This is a genomic window from Peribacillus sp. TE19612, from assembly GCF_056279465.1.
The window spans coordinates 379,735-402,248 of the sequence record NZ_JBWCCL010000004.1 but is presented as its reverse complement, the minus strand read 5'-3'; the positions used below and the strand labels follow the sequence as shown (position 1 = coordinate 402,248).

Here is a 22,514-nt window from a genome sequence, read left to right as displayed (position 1 = left end):
GTAAAGTGTACCCTTTATAAAGGACATTTCTAAAAAAGGGATTAGGCAGCCTAAAGAAGATGATCTCTGTATTGTGGAGAGACCCCAGTCAAATAGACAGAAATAAAAAAGACCATTTAAGCAACCTGTGTTCTATATTGATATGGACTCAGGTTGTTTAATTTTTTCTGTAAGCGATGATGGTTATAGAATCGAATATACATACTTACAGCACCTCGAACCTCTTCAGAGGTACCGAAAGAGTTCATATAGAAACACTCCGATTTAAAGTGGCTGAAGAAATTCTCCATACAAGCGTTATCCAAGCAGTTTCCCTTTCTTGACATACTGGATTGCATTTTATATTTTTTTAAATAGGTTATTGTATTGGTGGGAAGTGTATTGGTACCCCTGGTCGCAATGCTGAAGAGTTCCTTTAACATTCCGTTTTTTCTTTGCTTTTTTTATTGTTACAATTACAAGTATTAAGTCGTTTCTCCGTCTGACTTGGTAAGAAATGATTTCATTGTTATAGAGGTCTTTTATGGCGGATAGGAAAAGTCTCTGTCTATTAAAAATCAAATATGTAATGTCAGTTACCCATTTCTCATTAGATCTGGATGCATGAAAATCCCTATTAAGAAGGTTTTTAGAAATGACATAGACATATGCTTCTTTCTTCCCGTAATAAGGTTTCCTTTTCGGAAAAGGGACTTTAACCCTAGCTCCCGCATAAGACGCTGGACACGCTTGTGGTTCAGGTTTAATCCAGCCATACCTTTTCCTCTTCGATACCCATAGATTCCTTTGAGTTTATTGTAGCATCCTATAATTTTTTTCTTAATCTCTACATCATCCAGGTGCTTTTCAGAAGGGGATATTTTACGTTTTAACCATTTGTAGTATCCGCTTCTTGATACATGTGCAATTTCGCATAATAACTGAATAGGATAGTGTTCCTTGGACATTTCCCTAATTACCTCATACTTTTTCCTTGTCGTTACTGCCTTCATTCCCCCTTTTACATCTTTAAGAGCTTTTTTAGCATTTCGTTCTCCGCCTCTAAACGTCTGATTTTTTCTTCTGGATCCTTCGGAGCTGTTCTTGGTCTGCCCTTACCAAGCCCCTTCGCGTCTTCTTAAGTATTGCCTTTTCCCCTAAATTCCAGAAATCTATTTTCATGGTAGTTCATTAAGAAATGATTCAATATTCAACTATATTTAGCCATTGACCATCAGGACCAATTGTTATGTGAGGGATATGTATCTCAATATGCATGAAGATGCCATGAATGAGGCGCAAGCCGTATTAGTGAATTTTGAATAGCATCTCTTGAATTGGTATGAATAATTTTTGTGTAATACGATGAGAACTGGTCACTGGTAAATCGATAAATTGTAGTTCCTTTTCCTGTTCCGTAATGAGGATTTGCGTCTGCGTGCAAAGATGAAACTCCAACCTGCATTCTCATTCCATCTGACGAAGAAGTTGTACCGTCACCCCTTCTAGATGGTTTATTGCATCATGAGACCGACTTAAATATAGAAGAGCAATTCACTGACACAGCAGGCTATACAGATCAAATTTTTGGATTAACGCACCTATTAGGCTTTAAATTCGCCCCAAGAATACGAGATTTGTCAGATTCAAAACTTTTTACATTAGAAAAGGCAAACGAGTATCCAAAATTAGAGTCCTTTTTACGCGGTCAAATCAATATAAAAATTATTAAAGAAAATTATGAGGATGTTTTACGATTAGCTCATTCTATAAGAGAAGGAACTGTTTCAGCATAAAAATCCTGTACCTGACTTTCTCCTTTTGATACATCCAGACCAATGACTGAATTCATACTTTATCTCCTCCTAGAAATACAATATTAGTCTGTATCCCCTAGGGCTTTTTGTAATGTCATAGGTTCGCTTGTTAAACGGGATCGTTGTCCCAACCAGCCTGAAACATGGTTATACAAGTAGGGGGTAAACAGTTTAGCTGACGGGATTAAATCCCACGGGTGCGACGTTCTACCCCGACTACCGTTATATTAAGACCATATGAAAAAAGGTCAACCAGAAAAATAAACTGTACCCTTTGTAAAGGACGTTAAAAAAAGGTTAGGCCACACAAAGAAGATGATTTCTGTATTCTACAGGGGTCATCTTCTTTAAATTCCATTGGTATCTAAACCTATTATAATACGTCATATAACTTCTTATTTCCTTTTTAAGTTCTTCTAGAGTATTACAAGGTTTAATATAGGCTTCATCTTTGAAATGACCAAAGAAGGACTCTAGAGGAGCGTTATCCCAACAGTTCCCTCTTCTTGACATGGATTGTCCAAGTCCTAGTTTTTTTACGTGTTTCTGAAATGTGGGACTAGTATAGTGTACTCCTTGATCAGAGTGAATAAAGGCCCCTTCGGCAAACTTTACTCGTTTATTCTTCATTAACTTTACTAACGTATCTGTAGCTAAATCTAATGTCAGTCGGCTAGACACATTATAGGCTAGTATTTCATTCGTTGAACTATCTTTAATCGTTGATAAATAAGCCTTCTGTCCATTGTCATAATATAAATATGTAATATCAGTAAGTAATACTTTTCCTGGAATTGCTTGTTTAAACTCTCGGTTTAATAAGTTCGGCAGAACGGTGTGTTCTTGAGTGGCTTTCAACATCTTCTGGTAAGGGTTGGTTCTTCTAATTGGACAAACAATCTTGTATTTTCTCATAATCCTTCGGATTCGCTTCAAGTTATATGTAATTTGAAACTGTCTTTCTAACGTCATCTTAATCTGTCGTGCACCTTTTTTACGGCGTTTAAATTGAAAAGCTTTTAAAATATTCACTTTTAGTATCAAGTCTTTTTTCTTCTTTCCTGAGATTCTGAAGAAAAGTAATTATAATAACCAGAGCGCGAAACTCCTGAAATCGAGCATAAGAAAAAAACCATATTTTTAAGTTCGTACTTTTCAATCACTGAACGTATTAAAAGAAACCTCTGTTCTGCAGAGACTTTTACTCGTTTCTCTCCAGCCTTCTTAGTGTTTTTTAGACATTTGATTTTTCCCCGATTCTGCCATTTTTATTCATTATAAATAAAAATACCCTATAGAGCAGACCTTTTTTAAAGTGTCTACTCTATAGGGTACAGTTTAAAATTTGGCTAACCTTATATTACGAACGGGTGCAAGAGTTACAAAAGCAACGCTGCTTGGCGTTACTTTTGTAACTAAAAATACTTTTGATAAAATTCTTGCCGGTGCTTTCCACTTAGCTGTGAACTGCACCTCCAATTGTTAGTTAAGTCTAAGAATTGGGGTGTAGTTCACAGCAGTCGGCCTTTTATTTATTTCCCATTGCTTATAATCGTATCACCGATTTATCGGGCAACGGAATTCTATTATTTTGTACTTTCCACGAACAGGTTTTTAAACAAAACCCTCTAGAACAACTTTGCCAATCGTCCTATTGCTCTCCAATAACTTGTGGGCTTTACGAAGATTCTCTGCTGAAATGGGTTCAAGCACTTCGGCGAGCGTTGTCTTCAATTTTTGATGGTCCACTGCATCAGCAATCCGATTAAGCAACAGGTGCTGCTCAATCATATCATCCGTTTCATAAAGTGAGCGCGTAAACATAAACTCCCACACGAAGGTGACGCTTTTTTGCTTGAGCAGTTTGAGGTCAAGCGGAGAGGTCGGATCATCAATTGCGCATACAACCCCTTGGGGAGAAACGGCTTCGCTGATGCCGGCCCAGTGTTTCTCCAAAGCATTCAGGCAGAAAATGTACGGTACGTTTGGAAACCCAATTGCTTGAAGCTGCGGAAGTAGCGGGTCATGGTGATCGATGGTATAGTCGGCGCCCATTGATCTAACCCAATTGACAGTTTCCGGCCGGGAAGCAGTCCCGATTACAGTAAGCCCCGCTTGTTTTGCAAGCTGAGTGGCAATGGACCCTACACCCCCGGCTGCCCCAATGATCAGCAGGGACTTTCCTTCATTGGCACGCGGATCTTGGGAAATTAACATTCGGGTAAATAACGCTTCCCAAGCTGTGATAGAGGTTAGAGGAAGGGCTGCGGCTTCCGCGAAATTCAAGGAAGCGGGCTTGCGTCCAACGATTCGTTCGTCAACCAGATGATATTCACTGTTTCCGCCTTGTCGTGCAATACTACCAGCATAAAAAACTTCATCACCTGGACGGAACAACGAGCAATCCGGTCCCGCCTCTTCAACAATTCCTGCTACATCCCAACCTAAAATTTTAGAGACTTCTTCAACTTTGTCTTTAGGCGCCCGCACCTTGGTGTCAACCGGATTGACCGATATGGCGACTACTTTAACCAAAATGTCACGACCCGTCGCTCTTGGTTTCTCTATAACTACATCTACCAGGCTTTTTGGATTTCCAATTGGAAGGTACCGGGTAAGTCCTACCGCCTTCATTGTATCCATGATAAACCACATCCTTTCCTAAACAGTATACCCTATGCAAGTAATGATTTATAATAGGGTTTGCCATTCTAATACTACCATCTTTCATACAAAATAAATGTGTTTTTTGTTCTATTTCATGAACTACTTTTTATCCTGCTCTTTCTTCAGGCGCTTTATAGACTGTCTGATGATACAGTGATAGAGAACGCCCGGGTTAATCTTGCTTATAAATGGTTTCTTAGATTAAATCCGGAGGATGTCCTCCGACCCTTCCCAATTAAGCCGGTTTAGAAATCACCGGCTTGGAGCCGATAATGTAGTAAAGGTTGTAGACGCCATAATAAATCAATGTATTGATAAAGGGCTGATTAAATCAAAGTCTATCATCCTAGATTCCACCCATTCTTATGAATGCATCCAAGCAAAAGCGAATCAAAGTATTGACGGAGCAGCGAACAGGTTAATACGAGCTGTTAAAAAGAAAAATAAAAAGGTATATCAGGAATTGCCTAATTTACCCAAGCTCGAAGAAGCTTCCGATGAAACACTTGCCAAAGAAATGCTTCATTATCTGGCTGAACTCGTCGAAATGGTCGAAGAAAAAATTCCTTACGCCAAAGGCGCCATAAACGAAAAGATGACAATTGCCAAACAAATTGTGGAAGACGAATGCCTATTAGCGAAAAAGGGAATTCAGTCTGCCATGGATCCCGATGCCCGCTTTGCCTGGAAATCCACCACCAAAAATTTCACGGGATATAAAAGCCATCTCGCTTTGACTGAAGAAGAAATGATTACGGGGTGTAACTGAACGCCTGGAAATAGCAGATGATGGGAAATAGTTCAAATCCCTGGTAGAAGCAAGCCAGAAACATTCCCTTGAAATTGAAAATGTATTCGCAGATACAGCCTATTCAGGAAAAGATAACCAAACGTATCTTCAGAAGGAAAAGATAAAAGCCTATATCCCATTGAATCTATCTGTTTATGGTAACGTGAAGAGGCCTCTTTTAGGTACGATAAGGAAAAAGACCAGGTTCAATGTCCAGCCGGACAGTGGACCACCAGAAAGGCAAGAACGGGGAAAAGCAAAACCTATTCAATTTCAATTAAATCCGAAGAACATAAAAGGCAGATGAAATTCCTTGAATCGGGTGACTACAGGAACGGAAAAAGGTGCGCTTGCTAATTGAACATAAGAATGCTGAAATGAAAAGGGTTCATGGTTTAACCAGGGCAAAGTTTATTTGGCATGCGAATACAAACTTACCTGACTGCATTCACGGTCAAGGTGAAAAAGGCCTCCCAGTAACCTGGAGGAGGCTTTGAAAGTAAAATAAGAAAAAAGAGCACCTAATAAATATAAAAACATTCATTGGGTGCTCTTTTTAATACTGCCTTTGAGAAATCGTGACTTTTTACAGGACTCTCTTATTGGGGTCATCTTTTTTTCCTATACGTGAATATCTATATTCTATTTGGGACAGAATAAGTCTGTTCCAAAATGAGCGTAAAGGAAGGATTTATTTTTTTGGAAAATAAATTAAACTTTCATGTAACTGGAAAATCTAAGGGAATGCAAACTATTGCAAAATCTGACCAACATACAATCACTATTGATGAGCCACCTGTAATGGGAGGGGAGGATACAGGTCCCGACCCATTAACTACTTTCCTATGCGCTTTGTCTGGCTGTGAAAATGTCGTTGCAAATGTAGTGGCTAAGGAACTAAAGTTTGACCTTCAAGGAATTGAATTTGATATTCGTGGCGTTGTCGATCGAAGGGGAATTATGGGGGATCCAAACGTTAAGCCTTATTTCGAAAAGGTTACTATTGATACCAAAGTACAAACAAGTGAAACTGAAGAAAGGATAGCTGAATTACAGAGAATTACCGATTCCCGCTGTCCGCTTTATACAACCTTGAAGGCTGCTGGGGTTGAACTTAAATCGAAATGGTCAAAAGCTTAATTACATAACCTCATTAGAATACAGATCCAAAAAAGCCCGGTGACTAGCCAACGGGTTTGGTTTTATCTGATGAGGTAATTATTGTGAAATTTAGGCATGACAAACAGTCAAGAATTGGTCATACTCCTATTTTATTTTTTATTGCCATATAAAAAGAGCGTTGCTTCTTTGTTTACTTTCCGAAAAGTCGAGCAAAGAAGCCTTTTTTTTTTTTGCTTTTTCCGCTTCTCTTTCTCATTTAATAGTTTCTATTTCCTCTTTAGCACTTCTTTTTAAGTTGCTTCCGTGGGCTAAAAAATTCCTGCGTTTTTTCTTTGGATGGATCGAATACCTTTATCTTTGATACTATTACTCTAAAAAAGGTGTGTGATCTGTATGTCTAAGGAAAATTTATTTAAATGGAAACAATATCAACCAGAAATTATTCTTCTCACTGTCAGATGGTACCTACGATACAACCTTAGTTTTCGTAATCTTGTAGAAATGATGGAGGAACGTGGCCTATCAATGGCTCATACAACGATTATGCGTTGGGTACATCAATATGGCCCTAATTTAGATAAGAGAATTCGTCGGCATCTCAAGCAGACCAATGACTCGTGGAGAGTAGATGAAACATACATAAAAGTAAAAGGAAAATGGATGTATTTGTATCGTGCAGTTGATTCAGAAGGGAATACGATTGATTTTTATCTAAGTGAATTAAGAGATAAACAAGCAGCCAAGCGCTTTTTTAAGAAAGCCTTGGCTACTTGCCGTTCTACAACTCCACGTGTGATTACGGTTGATAAGAACCCAGTTTATCCTGTAGCGATTCAAGAGTTAAAAGAAGAAAAAAGTATGCCAGAAGGCATACGAGTACGACAAATACGGTATCTGAACAACATTGTGGAACAAGATCATCGTTTTATAAAAAAACGGGTTCGTTCCATGTTGAGATTGAAATCGTTTCGAACAGCCACCTATATTTTGAGTGGTATCGAAGCTATACATATGGTTAAAAAAGATCAACCTCATCAACGGGCAAATTCTGCCCAAAATGAGGATGAATTCATTCATATGTTGTTCGGAGTAGCTGCTTAATCCCAAAGTTAACAGGATATTACTATTATGTTCTATTTCATTATTTTTGCACCAGAACCAAATTTCACGAGTGAAAAGTAAGGTTAAAATTTGGAGGTGGAGAAATGCTTCCACAAGATAGACAAAGTGAAATCATGAAACAACTACATGAATTTAAAACAGTCAAAATTTTGGAACTAAGCAGAGAGTTAAACGTAACGCGAGAAACAATACGAAAAGATTTACCACAAATTTTTATAAGTATACATAGTCATGAGATTAAAAGGGGGAACAAGCATCCAGACGACTTATTACATCTAGCAATGAGTAAAGTCCATCTCTATCCTTTATAGTCCCAGTAAATTTCTCTTGAACCATTTTTTCACAGCCTCACTCGGAAAGTAATATAATTTGTCGGTCTAAATTTTGGTCAACTGTCGAAACTCGAGCATAACCGATTATCATAAAGAAGCCTCCTGCACAATTTAATAATCTAATTGTACAAGAGTCATCATTTTTGCAAAGTATTTGGTAAAACTTTTGGTAATTATTTTTGGCAACCTATAAAATTAGTAAAATCAAGCATCAGTATTTCTCATAAATATTGTTACAAAACCAATCATTATTTTGATAAACGCTCCATGAGAGTAGCTTTTTCTGCTTCAAAACCAGGTTTGTCAAGTAAAGCAAACATATTCTTCTTGTATGCTTCGACTCCAGGCTGGTCAAATGGGTTAACTCCTAATAGATGGCCACTAATCCCACATGCCTTCTCAAAAAAGTAAACCATCTCACCGTAAGTGTATTCATTCATTTCATCCAGTTCAATCACGAGATTAGGTACTTCTCCATCTATATGGGCCATAAGGGTACCCTGAAATGCACTTTTGTTGACTTCATCCATCGTCTTACCTGCCAGGAAGTTTAATCCATCAATATTTTCTGGATCCTCCTGAATAGTCACTTCAATTCGAGGTTTCTTAATCTGTAAAACCGTTTCTAAAAGGTTTCGTCGACCTTCTTGTACATATTGCCCCATGGAATGCAAATCCGTTGAAAAATCAACGGAAGCAGGGAATAGCCCCTTTTGATCTTTTCCTTCACTTTCCCCAAACAGCTGCTTCCACCATTCCGATACGTAGTGAAGGGAGGGCTCATAGTTAACAAGCACTTCAATTGCTTTTCCCTTATTGTAGAGTACATTTCGGACCGCAGCATACTGATAGCTCTCATTTGTCAATAAATCAGAATTGTTGTATTTACGGGCTGCTGCTGCTGCCCCTTCCATCATATGATCAATATCAAGTCCTGCTACGGCAATTGGTAAGAGACCAACTGCTGTTAGCATAGAATACCTTCCACCTACATCATCCGGAATAACAAACGTTTCATATCCTTCTTTGTCCGCGAGCTTTTTTAATACTCCTTTTTCCTGATCTGTAGTGGCAAAAATACGTTTTCTCGCCTCTTCTTTTCCGTATTTTTTCTCCATATAGTCACGAAAAATTCGGAAAGCAAGGGCTGGCTCTGTCGTTGTTCCTGATTTGGAAATGACGTTAACAGAGATATCTTTCCCCTCTAATAGTTCAAATAAATGAGATATATAAGTAGAACTGATATTGTGACCGGCAAAATACACTTTTGTCTTATCGTTCATTTGGTTATGAAAGCTATGGGACAAAGCTTCTATAGCTGATCTTGCACCCAAATACGAACCACCAATACCAATTACAACCATTGCGTCTGAATGTTTCTTGATTCTTTCAGCAGCTTGTTTAATTCTTTCAAATTCACTCTTATCATAGTTTAGTGGCAAATGGACCCAACCAAGATAATCAGAGCCGGGGCCTGTTTTTTCATGTAGCATTTTATGAGCCACTTTTACAAATTCACTTAGATTATCTACTTCACTCTTTTTCATAAATGCTAATGCATTGGAGTAATCAAACGAAATAGTCATACATTACTTCCCCTTTCAATCAAATTTAGCTTAGCTGCTTCAATCGGAGATCCTTTTCCCTAAAAAAGGTCTCTCGGCATAGTAAAACGTTTCATGTTAGTGCATTCTCCTTTTCTACAGTATATAAGGGAAGTTTTTAAAAACACATTTAAACTCCCCTTTTCAATTTTGAAAAATCCTTAGTGGGACCGTGTAATTATCAATAGCGTACATTAAAAGATAGTTAGTATTAAGAAAACTCAATGGTCCCTCACTACATTGGCACTTAGTATGTCTTCTGTTTTGATTTCAAGTAATATTTCCAAGAATCTTATCGTTCCTAATACTTTTCGAGTGTCTCCCTCATTTTGAACATTCTCCATTTTCTTTTGTTGGATCAGTTCACTTATTACTTGCTTGAAAGCATTGGTTTTTATAAGCCATTCTCCAACCAGTAGCTTAGTTGAGTCTCTCTCGTGTTCGGTTTTGACAGCAAATAAACTTTCGGTATCTGTCTCTTTTAACGTAATTGAATTAAATTCTTCGCTCATTTGAATCCGAAAATAATTCCTTTCACTATCATAATATTTTCCGTCCCTTAGAAGAAAATACTCTATCCCTAATACTATTTCATAAAAGGGCTCATTATCTGATGGAGAATGGAGTTCTTTTACTTCGATATTCTTCACCATGTCTAAATAGGTTTCTAAACCATATTGTGTGTTAATGATTTTTGCATCAAATATGTTCATGATGTCACACCTCAATATTATTGTTTTATTTTTTTGGCTCTGTTAAACTTGTCTGTTGGCTCCAGGTGCTCGCTTTCCGCGGGCGAGCCGGGAGCCTCCTCGGCGCTGTGCGGCTGCGGGGTCTCCCTTGTCCTGTTTTTCCCGCAGGACGTTGAATCATCATCCGTGAATAAGCACCGCACGAGAAAATGTGAATGCATCTTCGAGGAGTCTCGCTCCTTCCGCTTCAATTAACATAGTTAGCACTATCAACGACTTAAGTAAATATACCAATTTTGGGGATATACCAAACTAAAAATCCAATGAATTTCCGGCTCATTTTAAACGAAAGACATATACAGCAGATGGCTTTATGATTTTTCCACAGCATGTCCACCAAATTCGTTTCGCAAAGCAGCTACCACTTTACCCGTAAAGGTATCATTGTCTAAGGAACGATAACGCATTAATAAAGACATAGCGATAACAGGGGTAGCAGCTTGAAGATCTAATGCTGTTTCAACTGTCCATTTCCCTTCACCAGATGAATGCATAATGCCTTTAATTTCATCTAATTTTGCATCTTTAGAAAACGCGTGTTCTGTCAATTCCATGAGCCAAGAACGAATAACCGAACCATTATTCCAAACTTTTGCTACTTTTTCATAATCAAAATCGAATTCACTTTTTTCTAATACTTCAAATCCTTCTCCAATCGCAGCCATCATTCCGTATTCAATTCCATTGTGAATCATTTTTAAGAAGTGACCACTACCTGCTTTTCCAGCATATAAATACCCATTTTCTACAGCTGTATCTCGAAAAATGGGCTCGACAATGCTCCATGCTTCAGGATCTCCCCCAATCATATAACAAGCTCCATCCCGAGCACCTTCCATACCCCCGGATGTGCCGGCATCCATAAAGCTCACTCCCACTTCCTTTAGCTGGTTGTATCGACGAATGGATTCCTTATAGTGAGAATTACCAGCTTCAACCACGATATCTCCCTCACTCAGAAATGGTGTTATCTCACTAATAACGGAATCAACAACGGAGTGTGGAACCATAATCCAAAAAACTCGTGGCTTTTCTATTGATTGAACAAGATCTTGTAAGCTAGATGTACCTTCAGCCCCGTATTTCATTATATCTTCAACAGCATTTGTATTTAGATCAAATGCTACTACATCATGTTTATGGTCAATTAGGTTCTTTCCTAAATTTAGCCCCATTTTTCCTAATCCAATTAATCCTACCTTCATCATTAATCCTCCTTGAGTATTTCTATATTTTTTGAGTTTTTCATCTATAGCAGAATGGATTCAAAGTATAATCATAATCTTTCTTTTACCACCATCTATAACCATCCTCTTCCAATAATTGATGAGCAGCTTCAGGTCCCATCGAGCCAGATTGATATGAATGAAGTGGAACAATATTTTCCTCAAATGTCTCTAAAATAGGCTGTACCCATTTCCAAGATAATTTCACTTCGTTCCAATGAGCAAAGAAGGTAGAATCTCCACGCAGAGCATCAAATATTAAGAGTTCATATGCTTCGGGCACGTCTTTTTTACTCGCTGAAAAATCAACAACAATAGGTTCTAACTTTCCATTAATCGGATTTTTACTATTTAACTGCAACGAAACACCTTCATTAGGACTTACATTAATAACTAATAGATTGGGTTCAGCATTTTGGATTTCATTGGTATACAAATTCTTTAATGGGTTTTTGAATTCAATCACAATCCGCGTTAATTTTTCCGTCATTCTTTTTCCTGTCCGGATATAGAATGGGACCCCGTCCCAGAAGGAATTATCAATCCAAAGACGAGCAGCAATGAATGTATCGTTTTTAGAAGAAGCATCAACGCCAGGTTCTTCTAAGTATCTGACTACTGGTGTACTGTTTATTTCACCTGATCCATATTGGCCACGAACGACGTGGATACCTACAGTATTTTTCTGTAATGGTCGCAGAGATTCCATAACTTTTCTTTTCTCATTACGGATATCTTTTGCACTAATCTGATTTGGGAGATGCATGGCTGTCATCATCAACAGCTGTAGCATATGATTTTGAACCATATCACGAATAGCGCCTGCTTGGTCATAATAACCAGCCCTCTCTTCTACACCAACTGTTTCACTAGCCGTAATTTGCACATTGGCAATAAACCGATTGTTCCAAAGTGATTGCAGAACAGGATTGGCAAATTCCAAGGCTTCAAGGTTTTGAACCATTGGTTTTCCGAGATAATGGTCAATCCGGAAAATTTCATCTTCTTCAAAAGCTTTGCTTAATTTTTCATTTAAATCTTCAGCAGATTTTAAGTCATACCCAAATGGTTTTTCGATAATCAATCGTTTCCATCCCTTTGTCGAACCTAAGCCACTCTTCTTTATGTTTAAAGCAATTACATCAAAGAATTCAGGAGCAACAGAAAGATAAAACATTCTATTCTCTTCAATAATCTGGTCTTTTTCATTTTGTTGAACGAATTCAACTAAATTCTTATACCCTTCAGTATTCATGAAATCTAACTGGCAATAACGAAATGCTCTTACAAACTCTTGTTTTTCGGATTTATCATTTATCAAGTGTCTAGAAAAAGTGTATAGCGAGTCTGTTACATGGTTTTGAAAATCAACATCAGACATTTCGTCTATTCCTACACCAATGATCAAAAAAGAATCTGGTAATTTTTGATTCAAATATAAATTAAACAAGGCAGGGTAGATTTTTCGCTTAGCTAAATCCCCAGTTGCCCCAAATAAGACAAACGTCATAGAATCCACTTTTCATTCCTCCACATTTTCAAATAGAAAAATGTCTGATTTTCTTCGTTTTTCCCTACAAAAACAACAAGGATTTTCGCTATTGCGTTATCCTACTTTTGGATGTAAGATTCGTTTATTTCTCCCAGCTTGTCCGGTAATAATGATATCTTTTAATTGAGAATGTCCACATTTTGGACAGGTTTCATTATTTATGGTGATGGTTAGACATCTTTCACAAACTTTTCGCTGCTTAGTTTTGAACTTTCCCATGCGGATCTCTCCTTTCGTCAAAAGCAACAACATGTATAAATTATTAAATGAAGTTTCACTTCATCTCACCATGCTTGTAGTAGTATTCTCTTAAGGTTTGGTAGTATTCTTTAAGCTCGCTATTACTTGAGCAAAATCAGTATATTACGTAAGTTATACTTTTGAAAGTACGTACTTTATTAACATATAGATACATTGGTATAACATAGTGTTAAAAATAACACTATAAACATGAATCCAATACCAAGTAACTGATTCCTTTATTATATGTTGTGTTTTTTCAACCTTTTAAATACGTAGAGATACAAAAAAAAACCACGGACAGCATCTTTATTAAGATAGCTAACCGTGGTTTTTTAGTATATGAATTTTTTACACTTTTTCGAACCCCTAGGAGAAACTCTTTTTTACTGAATAGACGATTTGTTTTCTGTTTCTTTTTCTAATACATTCTCAATATAATCTTTACCCCAGTCATACATAGCATCCAGAATAGGCATCAGACTTCTTCCATACTCAGTGAGTGAATATTCAACTTTTGGCGGAACGACAGGATAGACTTCACGATGAACAATCAAATGGTCTTCAAGTTCACGCAATTGATTAACAAGCATTCTTTGAGTGATACCAGGCATGAGGGTCTTTAGTTCACCAAAACGTTTGGTTCCTTCTTTTCCTAGATGCCACAATATCAACATTTTCCATTTTCCGCCAATAATCGAAAGAGTCAATTCTTTTTCACAATTAAACACTTTTTCCCCAAGATTCGGCATTTATTTCACCTCCAACTCTTATTATGTCCCATAGTATACTTTTTGTTACTATATGATAAAATAGTGCATACTTTCTATTTAGTAACATAACCAGTATACTGACTATCGTACCGTTAGTAAATAGCTATCATTTAGCTGATCTTAAAATCATGGATGCAGCTGATATGAAGTTAGCCAAGCATCTGCAGCAGGCGCTGATATCATTCTACTGTGACGTATTGCAGTATAATTTTATGTCGATTTCCCTACTTATTAGCAAGTTTAAGAAAAAACATTTTAATCATTACATAATTGTAATATAATCCTAAAATAGAAATTATTTACCCGCAAAGGAGTATTCAAAATGTGCGAAATAAAAATGTATAGAGAGTTAGAATTAAATATAAAGAGCCTAAGAAAATTACTTATAGAAACTGGTGTTAAGAAAGGTCTAAATCATCAGGAAACACTTGAATATAGTGAAAAGCTAGACAAGTTAATTCTTAAGAAATCCCTAATAAATAATTATTAAATACTTTAAAAATTTACCAAAGTCATGGATTTGAGTCAATATTTTGGACACAAACAAGTTAAATCTTAAGCTGTATTTGTCATTTGATCTTCAATGGCTTGTGGAGTTTTATATCCTAAGCTGCAAGTGAATTCTTTTTCGGTTTACCAACCTTCAATAAATTGGAATATCGCTAATTTAGCTGTTTGGTAGTCTAGATACTGTACATGGTTGACTTCTTCCTTCTTTAATATCGCATGAAAAGATTCAATACTGCATTATCGTACGGGCAACCCTTCTGGCTAAAGGATCGCTTAATATGATGTTTCTGGGTATGTTGAGTAAACTCACTGCTTGTATATTGTGAGCCAAGATTCGTATGAAGAACTAAGCCCTCCGATGGCTTTTGTGAAGAGTGAGCGTTATCGAAAGCTTTTTATGACCAGTTCTGTCGCCATAGAACATGAAAAGGAATACCCTACTATTTCCTTAGAATGAAGATCCAATACAGAAGCTAAATAACACCATCCGTCTTTTAACGTGTGGATATACGTAATATCAGCTACCCATTTCTCATTAATGGTCTGGGTATTAAAGTCTCGTTTAAGCAAATTACCTAACTGAATAATCTTTTCTTTTGATGGATAAGGATGGTATTTTTTCTTCCTGATAGAACGAATATTCGCTTTGTTCATTAGGCGTTGAACACGCTTTAGACTTAGGGAAAACCCTTTGGTTAATAAGATTTTATGTATCTTGGGAGCACCATAACGTCCCTTTCTTTCTAAGTAGATGAGATGAATTTTCTTCGTAGCTCTTGGTTTCCCTGTTCGCGATTGGATACGACAAGTCGAAGAGACTGATAATGGCTGCTTCTTGGGATTTCTAGTATTTCACACATCTTCTGTATGGGATATTGTTTCTTGTGTTCCTCTATAAATTAAGTAAGATCTGTCTCAGTTACTTTTTCGCGAATATGGCCATAGCCTTTTTTAAGATTTCAACTTCTTGCTTTAACCGAAGGTTTTCCTTCTGTATGGCTGCTAATTCCTTTGGAGTCATGGACTCTTCCCCTAAACCGAATGGAGTAAATTCTTTAACCCATTTATAAATGGTCTTCTGATACGCCATATTCGCCGCATAATTCTTTGACCGAATTACCCGAGTGATAAAGATCTACAATAGTCGTCTTGAATTCATTATTATTTTTTTACCTGTATTCTTACGTTCCAAGACGGACACATCCTCTCAAAAATCATTGTAAGGACTTAACTAAAATGTGTCCATGAAACTATACTAACTCCACATCAGTGTGACAAATCCCCGACGCAATAAGGCGAACTAAAACCTCACTTAGTTTAGGATCATCCATTGTAATTTCTGTGATTTGGAATGGTTCACCTTCCCAAATGTAACTGCTGACCTTTTCTGTTGAATCCTTACAAAACGATTTGCCCAGATTGTATTATAAGTTAATAGAAGCTTTCTATCCTACTTATTTATTTTATGCTTAATATGAATGTACAAAAAGAGAAAAGGGATATATAAATACACAAAGTAAAAAGCAATGTTTGAATACATTTCATTCAATCGCTCTATTTGACTCCTCTCTTTGAGCACATTAGCTAGAATAAAGAATAGGACCAGTACAATGAACAGACTTATACGTTGTTTCACATTTATTACTTTCTTAATAGCACGACAACCTGCCCATATTTTCACACTGATATTGGGTAATATGAGAAGTAACCAAATCGAAACAACGATAAATTCGACTCTTTCTATTAGAGGGAATTTCGCAATTTTCATTTGAACTAATGTTGGCCATATTGTATGGTTTAATTGTCCTTCACTAAAGAAAACAATTGTGATGAGTGCTACTATTAGATAAAGTAAGCTTGAGACCAAAAGTCCAAAATGGGCCCATTTTTGTGATCTGTCTGGATTTTTTATGAATGGGTAGAACATGAATAAGGTCTCAAAGCCAACATACTGAAACAACATAGCTTTAGAAGATGATACGATTTCCTTCAGAGAGTGGTTAAAGACGGGTAATAAATTGTTAAAATTGGCAAATTCCAACGAAAAAAAATTAAGAGGAAACAGGATAATAAAAGGTATAATAGTTCCCCAGAAACACATTCCAGTAATCACGCGGAATCCACCGGATACAACGTAATAAATGAGGACTAGAAGAATGAGGCTTATTTGCCAGGTCTTCATTAAGGGAAACAGCCAAACTTGAACAACTTCAATATAAACACGGAAAACAATTAACGCTAATATAAGAAAGTAGAAAATCACGAAAATGTTGAACAGTCCGCCAATCCATTTTCCAAAGCAAAATTTGTGTACATGTATGACATCATTTTTAGCAATTCCAAGAATACGATAGATCATCCAAACTAGTATATGAATGCTTATACTTGATAAAATGATGGATATCCATGCATCATAACCTGCGTCCTTCATTATATCTCGTTGAAAACTCATGATTCCTATGCCAATAATATTCGTGTAGATCAGAAAGAAAACGTAAAAGGAAGATACTAAATGTCGTTCGTCTAGTAATGATTTCACGTGGCTCCTCCTCTTATTATGCAGACTTACTCTTCAATACCTGTATTTAGGATGTCAATATTTGTGTGTACAGTGGTTTTTACTTCTGGGTATATGTCCATAAACCGTTGATAGTCCCAATTTCTTGAGTTGGCTCTAACCTTTTCTCCCAACCCAATGGGATCTACATTGTATCCTTGTGTCAGTGAAATTAAACGTTGGACCTCTTCCTTAAAATGTTCATTTAAAATTCCTTCCAATTTTACAATATCTTTATCTTTTTTCAAATCAAACCAGGATGATGCTTTTTCAATCTCTGCATGGATGGTTAAATCGATGAATATACTCGGAGTGCTTTCGCTTTTCTCAACCGTATATGTAGTTTTTGCATCCAGGTTTTTCAAGATAATAAAACCTTCCTTTTTATTTTGCGTGATTTTGGTTTTATATTGTCCATTTTGAGACCCATCAATTAATGTTTTTAGAATTAAGGACTGTCTTAAATTAATATGATTTATGTACTTCCCGTTTTTTAATAAAGCTAACCCGTCAATTTTAATTTGATTTTCCTCTAGGATAAGGTAAGGTAAAATTTGATCCCTCCCTTCTTGATGAAAATTGTTCAAAAACATGTGCAGATTCATTTTTGGCAAATTACCACTTTCAATGTTTTGATTGATTTTTTCACTTAAATGGAATGAAAGATTCACATGTTTACTGGATTGAAGTATATCTTCGGCTGTGTTTTCAGCAATGCCCAACTGCATTCGACTCGCTGTATTTGGATTTCGGGCAAAATTAGTGATAACATCTTCGATCCCTTGTGTGGCATATTCCTTGCCGAACAATACAAAATCTAATTTTCCTGTCTCAATAGGATAGGCTGATTTTGCATTCATTCTCGGGAGTATGTCTTCATATGAATCAGACACCGTTTTATAAATCTTCAATTTGACATTTCCCTGCTCTGCAAAAGTAGGATAAATAGCAATTCCTTTAACTTTGCCTTCTTCCCGATCATATCCTAGAGCTTCAATTATCTGAACTTCATCAATGATCCTCTCATGTATAACACACCCTGATAAAAAGAAAGTTAAGCTAAAAGTTAACAGAAAACATAATTTCATTTAATTCACCTTTATGATCCTTTCCTGATTATTCATCAAAATCACTTTTCTTTTTTTTGTGATTATGTGGGTGGTATCTCCAAATTGATTTAGGACGTAAATAATTTGGCCTTTTGGATGTTTTACTATAAGGGGAACGGATCAGGCTGTCCGTTAAATCCTCAGGCCTAAAAGGATAAAATGGAACGGTATAGGGTGTTCCTAAAGATTCTAACCGTGTAAGGTGAATGATTAAAAAGGCAATCCCGATAACGATACCTAGTCCCCCCCAAATGGATGCGAAGAGAATTAAAGGAAAACGTAAAAAACGTATAGTGTTCGACATTTTATAAATGGGCGTAGTAAAGGATGCTAAGGCAGATAAGGCGACTATAATGAGTAAGACATTACTTGTAAGGGACGCCTCAACTGACGCTTGGCCGATAACAATACCGCCCACTATTCCCAATGTTTGTCCTACCTTTGTAGGTAACCGGACTCCCGCTTCACGTAATAGTTCAATCGTGAATTCCAGAAAAATCACCTCTAATACCGGCGGAAATGGGACATTATAACGAGAAGTACTAAGTGAACCGAATAAATCGTTTGGAATCATCTCGTAATGGTAAGTGATAACGGCTATATAAATAGATGTTCCAAAAATGGAGAAAAGGACACTGAATACCCGTATTAAACGAAAAAAAGATGCAAGAATCCATGGGAGAAAGTAATCTTCAGGTGAAATAAAATAATCAATGATCGTAGAAGGACCTGTAATGACATATGGCGACCCACTACTTAAAACAGCTACTTGTCCGTTAATAAGAGCTTGAACCGCCCTATCCACACGTTCAGTTGGCAGAAGCAAAGGAAACGGTGTAAGGGAATTATCTTCTATAAATTGATGCAGCAGAGCAGTATCAAAAATGACATCAAAATCAATATCTTGAAGCCGTTGGGTCATGGTATTAACATGCTGCTCACTCGTAATCCCATCAATATGAGCAATAATAACTCGAGTATTTGAAGTAGAACCAATGTTTAGTTCCTTCGTAATTAGATCAGTTGTATTTATTTGTTGTCTTAATAAATGTATATTTACATCAATATTCTCAAGAAACCCAATTTGTGGCCCCACCACACTAAACTCATTTTCAACGTTATTTTGTTCACGCAATCCAGCTTTATCATTAGATAAGAGAATTAAAGCAACCCTTTGATCATTTTCCTTCATTTGAAGTATCGCATACCCTTTAAGTAACTTTGATTCAGCTTCGTTCCGATTATCCGTTATTATAATATCTTCTATTGCGATGATTTTCTTTATATCATCAATTTTCTCTAGCCTGTCTAGTTCAAAAGGGGTTTCTCGGAAAATCATTAAAATTTTCAGTTGAAGTTGTTGTTGATCGACCAGTGTATTGTAGTAAGAAATGATTAAATGTCCCGCTTCATCCGTAAGTGGAAATTGTTTAAAATCACTGGATTTTTTAACCTTAGCAAACAGCTGGCCAATATCTTGTGAATTCTCAGTCACGGCCTGTTTGTCTTTATTATTTCTAATCTTTCGTTTTTTGAAGAACATCTAATCACCTCCCTATTACAAAGGAATTTATCTCCTTCTATATTATGTAAAGGCATCCCCATATTTATGTAATCCGTTTTATAATAAGTGAAAACTTTATCCTCTCCAGTTTACATAATATAAATATGGCTGTAAGCAAAGGACCATGATCCTAATATAAATAATCCCTGTAGGGGGAGGGGAGGACTGCAAAACACAAATTTACAAATTTAAAACTTTTTCAAAATAAAAAGAGCCAAAAGGCTCTCTTAAATCATCGAATGGAGTTTAAACTCTAATGCTCCCCTCAATTTTATACCTAATTCAAAATACTCATTTAAACCGGTCCATACATTAACCCAATAGAAAGTCCTGTCCCGCAAAAATTAAAGAAATGGAAGTATACGTAAAAAAAGAGAACGTTTAGTAACATTTCCCTACCCATTTATTCTCCAACATCACACGATTTGTTTTTTGTATGATCATAAGGGATGAACATTTTTGTATACGCTTCCATTTCTAACAAGTTAGTTTCATCGTAAATGAAAAAGAATCTAGAACCTCATTTAAAGTTGTCCCTTCTGATAAGGTTCTGGATAAAAGATAAATATATTCAAAGCTTAATAGCGTAGTAATATACTTAACTATTTATAATTACAAAATAACTTAAGTTCATACTTTATACGGGAGCTGTTTAGTATGTTAACATTCCTAGCATTATTAATGATCATTGTATTCATTGTACTTCTCTCAAAAAATAAATTATCTGTTTTCGGGGCATTAACAATTATTCCATTTGTTTTTGGAGCAATTGCAACCTTTGTAACGGGTGCTTCCTTTTTGGACCTCTTTGAATGGATTAAAGAAGGTATTTTATTTAGTGTAGATGAAGAAACAGGAAAGGTTCCTAATTCTATAAGTGCGTCATCAACTTCATGCGTAGCTATCTTTTATTTCCAATGAAAAAAACACCATTTAAAAGTCGTTTGACAAAGCTGCGACTTTTAAATGGTGTTTTTCTTATTTTTATCAACTCATATTGATCTCATTTTTATCAACTCATATTGATCTCATATTTACTCTAAATAAAGATATTTGCTTTGCAATCTTACTTAAGGAATCATCCAGGATAACACCCCATTTTGCAAATATGTCATGATTCCAACAATAATCACCAGTATAATACTATGCTTTATAGTGAATCGAAACAAATCAGATTCTTTCCCTGCTAGGCCTACTGCGGCGCAAGCTACTGCAATTGATTGAGGCGAAATCATCTTTCCGGTAACTCCGCCTGAAGAGTTTGCTGCCACTGCGAGCACCGGATCCATGCCTATTGAAGTAGCTGTAACTTTTTGCATGTTACCGAATAGTAAGTTGGCTGAAGTATCAGAACCAGTAATGAACACTCCTAGCCAGCCTAGTATAGGAGAGAAGAAAGGGAATAAAAATCCTGTTTTCGCCAATACCATCCCCATAGATGTGCTCATTCCTGAAGAGTTTGTTACATAAGCGTATCCTACAACAGAAGCGATTGTGATAATGGGAAATTTAAGTTCGTTTAGTGTTTCACCGAATGTAACAATCCAACCCTTCCAAGAAATTTTTACAATATATTTCGTAATGATTGCTGCAATCAGAACCGCTGTACCAGCAGCACCTAGCAATTCCAGCTTGTAAAAGGCAGGTATCGCTTCTCCCGCAGCGTTTATAATCTTATTATTTAATAATGGAACGTTGGGTATAAACGAAAATGCATGCCCTATAGAATTAATCGTTGATAAAACAACATTTGTTCCTTCATAGTGTCCTGTTAGTGCCTGCTTTATGGTTGGAATTCCCCAAAGGGAGATTACTCCCGTTAAAACCAGGAATGGTGACCACGCTTTAAAAATTTGTCCGCCGGTATAAGTTAGCTTGTGGCCAGAAGGTTCATTTACAGCAAGTGTTGCAGCCATTTCTTGTTCGGCTGAAAAACGGAAGATGGTTTTCGGTTTCCAAAATTTAAGGAAAACTGCTAAAGCAAGTAATGAAACAAGAGCCGATAAAATATCCGGAAGTTCTGGCCCAAGGAAGTTAGAGCTTAAGAATTGTGTTACAGCAAAAGTAATACCAGTTACTAAAATTGCAGGCATGACTTCGAAGGCTTTTTTAAAGCCTGCCATAATCACGATTAAATAAAATGGTATGACTACAGATAAAAACGGTAATTGGCGACCAACCATTTTTGAAATCTCCATCGCAGAAATTCCGGTAGGCCCCTCAAGCGCAATAATTGGTGCTCCTATTGCACCAAATGCAACCGGTGCTGTATTGGCAATTAAACACAAGCCAGCTGCATATAAAGGATTGAACCCAAGACCAACAAGAAGTGCAGCAGAAATGGCAACAGGAGCACCGAAACCAGCGGCTCCTTCAAGAAATGCCCCAAATGAGAACGCTACCAATAGTGCCTGAAGACGACGGTCTTCCGTAAGTGAAACAACTGAATTACGAATAATATCAAATTGTCCTGTTTTTACGGTTAATTTATAAAGGAAAACTGAACTGATAATGATCCAACCAATAGGCAAAACCCCGTATACTGCCCCGTGTGTAGCAGACATAATCGCCATTTGTGTTGGCATTCCAAATGCAATAACCGCCAACATCAATGCAATTAATAGCGTCGTGAGCCCTGCCAGATACCCTTTCATTCTCTTCACTGCCAATGCCCAGAAGAAATAAAGTATTGGAATTACTGCCACGATAGCGGATAAAGCGAGGCTATCTCCTACCATTGTAAAGTTTTGTGTATATGTCATATTGTACCCTCCAATTTATAGTCCCTAAAAGTAACC

Annotated in this window: 21 protein-coding genes and 5 pseudogenes; 8 read left to right on the top strand and 18 right to left on the bottom strand. The window is 36.7% G+C overall.

Annotated elements, in window-relative coordinates; genetic code table 11:
• Positions 1–116: 116 nt before the first annotated feature.
• The 4 genes and pseudogenes from ACZ9AO_RS10105 to ACZ9AO_RS10090 all read right to left on the bottom strand — a co-directional run.
• Complete coding sequence (locus ACZ9AO_RS10105) at positions 117–338, bottom strand: IS3 family transposase (protein WP_476108984.1); 222 nt, start codon at positions 336–338, stop codon at positions 117–119.
• Position 339: 1 nt separating this feature from the next.
• Positions 340–561, bottom strand: a complete 222-nt coding sequence (locus ACZ9AO_RS10100) for a DDE-type integrase/transposase/recombinase (protein ID WP_476108983.1) — start codon at positions 559–561, stop codon at positions 340–342.
• Between the two features lie 14 nt (positions 562–575).
• The gene (locus tag ACZ9AO_RS10095) at positions 576–992 is read right to left on the bottom strand and encodes an IS3 family transposase (RefSeq protein WP_476108982.1); all 417 of its coding nucleotides are present in this window, start codon (positions 990–992) and stop codon (positions 576–578) included.
• 308 nt (positions 993–1,300) lie between these two features.
• A pseudogene (locus ACZ9AO_RS10090) lies at positions 1,301–1,480 on the bottom strand (Tn3 family transposase); the annotation flags it as partial.
• 1 nt (position 1,481) lies between these two features.
• Here ACZ9AO_RS10090 and ACZ9AO_RS10085 point away from each other — a divergent pair.
• Positions 1,482–1,769, top strand: a pseudogene (locus ACZ9AO_RS10085) (Tn3 family transposase); the annotation flags it as partial.
• A gap of 324 nt (positions 1,770–2,093) precedes the next feature.
• Here ACZ9AO_RS10085 and ACZ9AO_RS10080 read toward each other — a convergent pair.
• Both ACZ9AO_RS10080 and ACZ9AO_RS10075 read right to left on the bottom strand, forming a co-directional pair.
• Positions 2,094–3,022, bottom strand: a pseudogene (locus ACZ9AO_RS10080) (IS3 family transposase); the annotation flags it as partial.
• Positions 3,023–3,410: 388 nt separating this feature from the next.
• Positions 3,411–4,439 (bottom strand): zinc-binding alcohol dehydrogenase family protein, encoded by a 1,029-nt coding sequence (locus ACZ9AO_RS10075; protein WP_289318555.1) that lies wholly within the window; start codon positions 4,437–4,439, stop codon positions 3,411–3,413.
• Between the two features lie 99 nt (positions 4,440–4,538).
• On the opposite strand from ACZ9AO_RS10075, the gene ACZ9AO_RS10070 reads away from it, so the two are divergent.
• From ACZ9AO_RS10070 to ACZ9AO_RS10050, 5 genes are all read left to right on the top strand, one after another.
• Positions 4,539–4,712, top strand: coding sequence for a transposase (locus ACZ9AO_RS10070; protein WP_476108981.1), 174 nt, complete (start codon positions 4,539–4,541; stop codon positions 4,710–4,712).
• Positions 4,678–5,232 (top strand): hypothetical protein, encoded by a 555-nt coding sequence (locus tag ACZ9AO_RS10065; RefSeq protein WP_251540075.1) that lies wholly within the window; start codon positions 4,678–4,680, stop codon positions 5,230–5,232. The genes ACZ9AO_RS10070 and ACZ9AO_RS10065 overlap by 35 nt, the downstream gene beginning before the upstream one ends.
• 720 nt (positions 5,233–5,952) lie before the next feature.
• Positions 5,953–6,393: an OsmC family protein gene (locus tag ACZ9AO_RS10060; protein ID WP_476108980.1), complete on the top strand. Its 441-nt coding sequence runs from the start codon at positions 5,953–5,955 to the stop codon at positions 6,391–6,393.
• A gap of 375 nt (positions 6,394–6,768) precedes the next feature.
• The gene (locus ACZ9AO_RS10055; RefSeq protein WP_476108979.1) at positions 6,769–7,476 is read left to right on the top strand and encodes an IS6 family transposase; all 708 of its coding nucleotides are present in this window, start codon (positions 6,769–6,771) and stop codon (positions 7,474–7,476) included.
• Positions 7,477–7,580: 104 nt separating this feature from the next.
• Positions 7,581–7,808 carry a DeoR family transcriptional regulator gene (locus ACZ9AO_RS10050; RefSeq protein ID WP_285856484.1) on the top strand — a complete coding sequence of 76 codons (228 nt, stop codon included), beginning with the start codon at positions 7,581–7,583 and terminating at the stop codon, positions 7,806–7,808.
• Here the strand turns inward: ACZ9AO_RS10050 and ACZ9AO_RS10045 are convergent.
• From ACZ9AO_RS10045 to ACZ9AO_RS10015, 7 genes and pseudogenes are all read right to left on the bottom strand, one after another.
• Positions 7,753–7,920, bottom strand: a pseudogene (locus tag ACZ9AO_RS10045) (recombinase family protein); the annotation flags it as partial. The gene ACZ9AO_RS10050 and the pseudogene ACZ9AO_RS10045 overlap by 56 nt on opposite strands.
• 157 nt (positions 7,921–8,077) lie before the next feature.
• Positions 8,078–9,415, bottom strand: coding sequence for a glucose-6-phosphate isomerase (locus ACZ9AO_RS10040; protein WP_289318559.1), 1,338 nt, complete (start codon positions 9,413–9,415; stop codon positions 8,078–8,080).
• A gap of 239 nt (positions 9,416–9,654) precedes the next feature.
• Positions 9,655–10,146 (bottom strand): hypothetical protein, encoded by a 492-nt coding sequence (locus tag ACZ9AO_RS10035; RefSeq protein ID WP_476108978.1) that lies wholly within the window; start codon positions 10,144–10,146, stop codon positions 9,655–9,657.
• A 350-nt stretch (positions 10,147–10,496) separates the two neighbouring features.
• Complete coding sequence (gnd, locus tag ACZ9AO_RS10030) at positions 10,497–11,390, bottom strand: phosphogluconate dehydrogenase (NAD(+)-dependent, decarboxylating) (RefSeq protein ID WP_476108977.1); 894 nt, start codon at positions 11,388–11,390, stop codon at positions 10,497–10,499.
• An 85-nt stretch (positions 11,391–11,475) separates the two neighbouring features.
• Positions 11,476–12,930 carry a glucose-6-phosphate dehydrogenase gene (gene zwf / locus ACZ9AO_RS10025; protein WP_476108976.1) on the bottom strand — a complete coding sequence of 485 codons (1,455 nt, stop codon included), beginning with the start codon at positions 12,928–12,930 and terminating at the stop codon, positions 11,476–11,478.
• Positions 12,931–13,017: 87 nt separating this feature from the next.
• The gene (locus ACZ9AO_RS10020) at positions 13,018–13,182 is read right to left on the bottom strand and encodes a hypothetical protein (protein ID WP_251540084.1); all 165 of its coding nucleotides are present in this window, start codon (positions 13,180–13,182) and stop codon (positions 13,018–13,020) included.
• Between the two features lie 407 nt (positions 13,183–13,589).
• Positions 13,590–13,955, bottom strand: coding sequence for a winged helix-turn-helix transcriptional regulator (locus tag ACZ9AO_RS10015; RefSeq protein WP_375564804.1), 366 nt, complete (start codon positions 13,953–13,955; stop codon positions 13,590–13,592).
• A 343-nt stretch (positions 13,956–14,298) separates the two neighbouring features.
• Here ACZ9AO_RS10015 and ACZ9AO_RS10010 point away from each other — a divergent pair, with 343 nt between their 5' ends.
• On the top strand, positions 14,299–14,466 hold the full coding sequence (locus ACZ9AO_RS10010; protein WP_072273098.1) for an aspartyl-phosphate phosphatase Spo0E family protein: 168 nt from the start codon (positions 14,299–14,301) through the stop codon (positions 14,464–14,466).
• 65 nt (positions 14,467–14,531) lie between these two features.
• Here ACZ9AO_RS10010 and ACZ9AO_RS10005 read toward each other — a convergent pair.
• From ACZ9AO_RS10005 to ACZ9AO_RS09990, 4 genes and pseudogenes are all read right to left on the bottom strand, one after another.
• Positions 14,532–15,628: pseudogene (locus ACZ9AO_RS10005) on the bottom strand (IS3 family transposase).
• A gap of 308 nt (positions 15,629–15,936) precedes the next feature.
• Positions 15,937–17,025 carry a GerAB/ArcD/ProY family transporter gene (locus tag ACZ9AO_RS10000; RefSeq protein WP_251540086.1) on the bottom strand — a complete coding sequence of 363 codons (1,089 nt, stop codon included), beginning with the start codon at positions 17,023–17,025 and terminating at the stop codon, positions 15,937–15,939.
• 26 nt (positions 17,026–17,051) lie between these two features.
• The gene (locus tag ACZ9AO_RS09995) at positions 17,052–18,131 is read right to left on the bottom strand and encodes a Ger(x)C family spore germination protein (RefSeq protein ID WP_476108975.1); all 1,080 of its coding nucleotides are present in this window, start codon (positions 18,129–18,131) and stop codon (positions 17,052–17,054) included.
• A gap of 28 nt (positions 18,132–18,159) precedes the next feature.
• The gene (locus tag ACZ9AO_RS09990) at positions 18,160–19,695 is read right to left on the bottom strand and encodes a spore germination protein (protein WP_251540090.1); all 1,536 of its coding nucleotides are present in this window, start codon (positions 19,693–19,695) and stop codon (positions 18,160–18,162) included.
• A 678-nt stretch (positions 19,696–20,373) separates the two neighbouring features.
• Between ACZ9AO_RS09990 and ACZ9AO_RS09985 the strand changes: the two genes are divergently transcribed.
• The gene (locus ACZ9AO_RS09985) at positions 20,374–20,637 is read left to right on the top strand and encodes a hypothetical protein (protein ID WP_476108974.1); all 264 of its coding nucleotides are present in this window, start codon (positions 20,374–20,376) and stop codon (positions 20,635–20,637) included.
• A gap of 149 nt (positions 20,638–20,786) precedes the next feature.
• Here the strand turns inward: ACZ9AO_RS09985 and ACZ9AO_RS09980 are convergent, their stop codons facing one another.
• Positions 20,787–22,478, bottom strand: a complete 1,692-nt coding sequence (locus ACZ9AO_RS09980) for an L-lactate permease (RefSeq protein ID WP_458349913.1) — start codon at positions 22,476–22,478, stop codon at positions 20,787–20,789.
• Positions 22,479–22,514 lie beyond the last annotated feature (36 nt).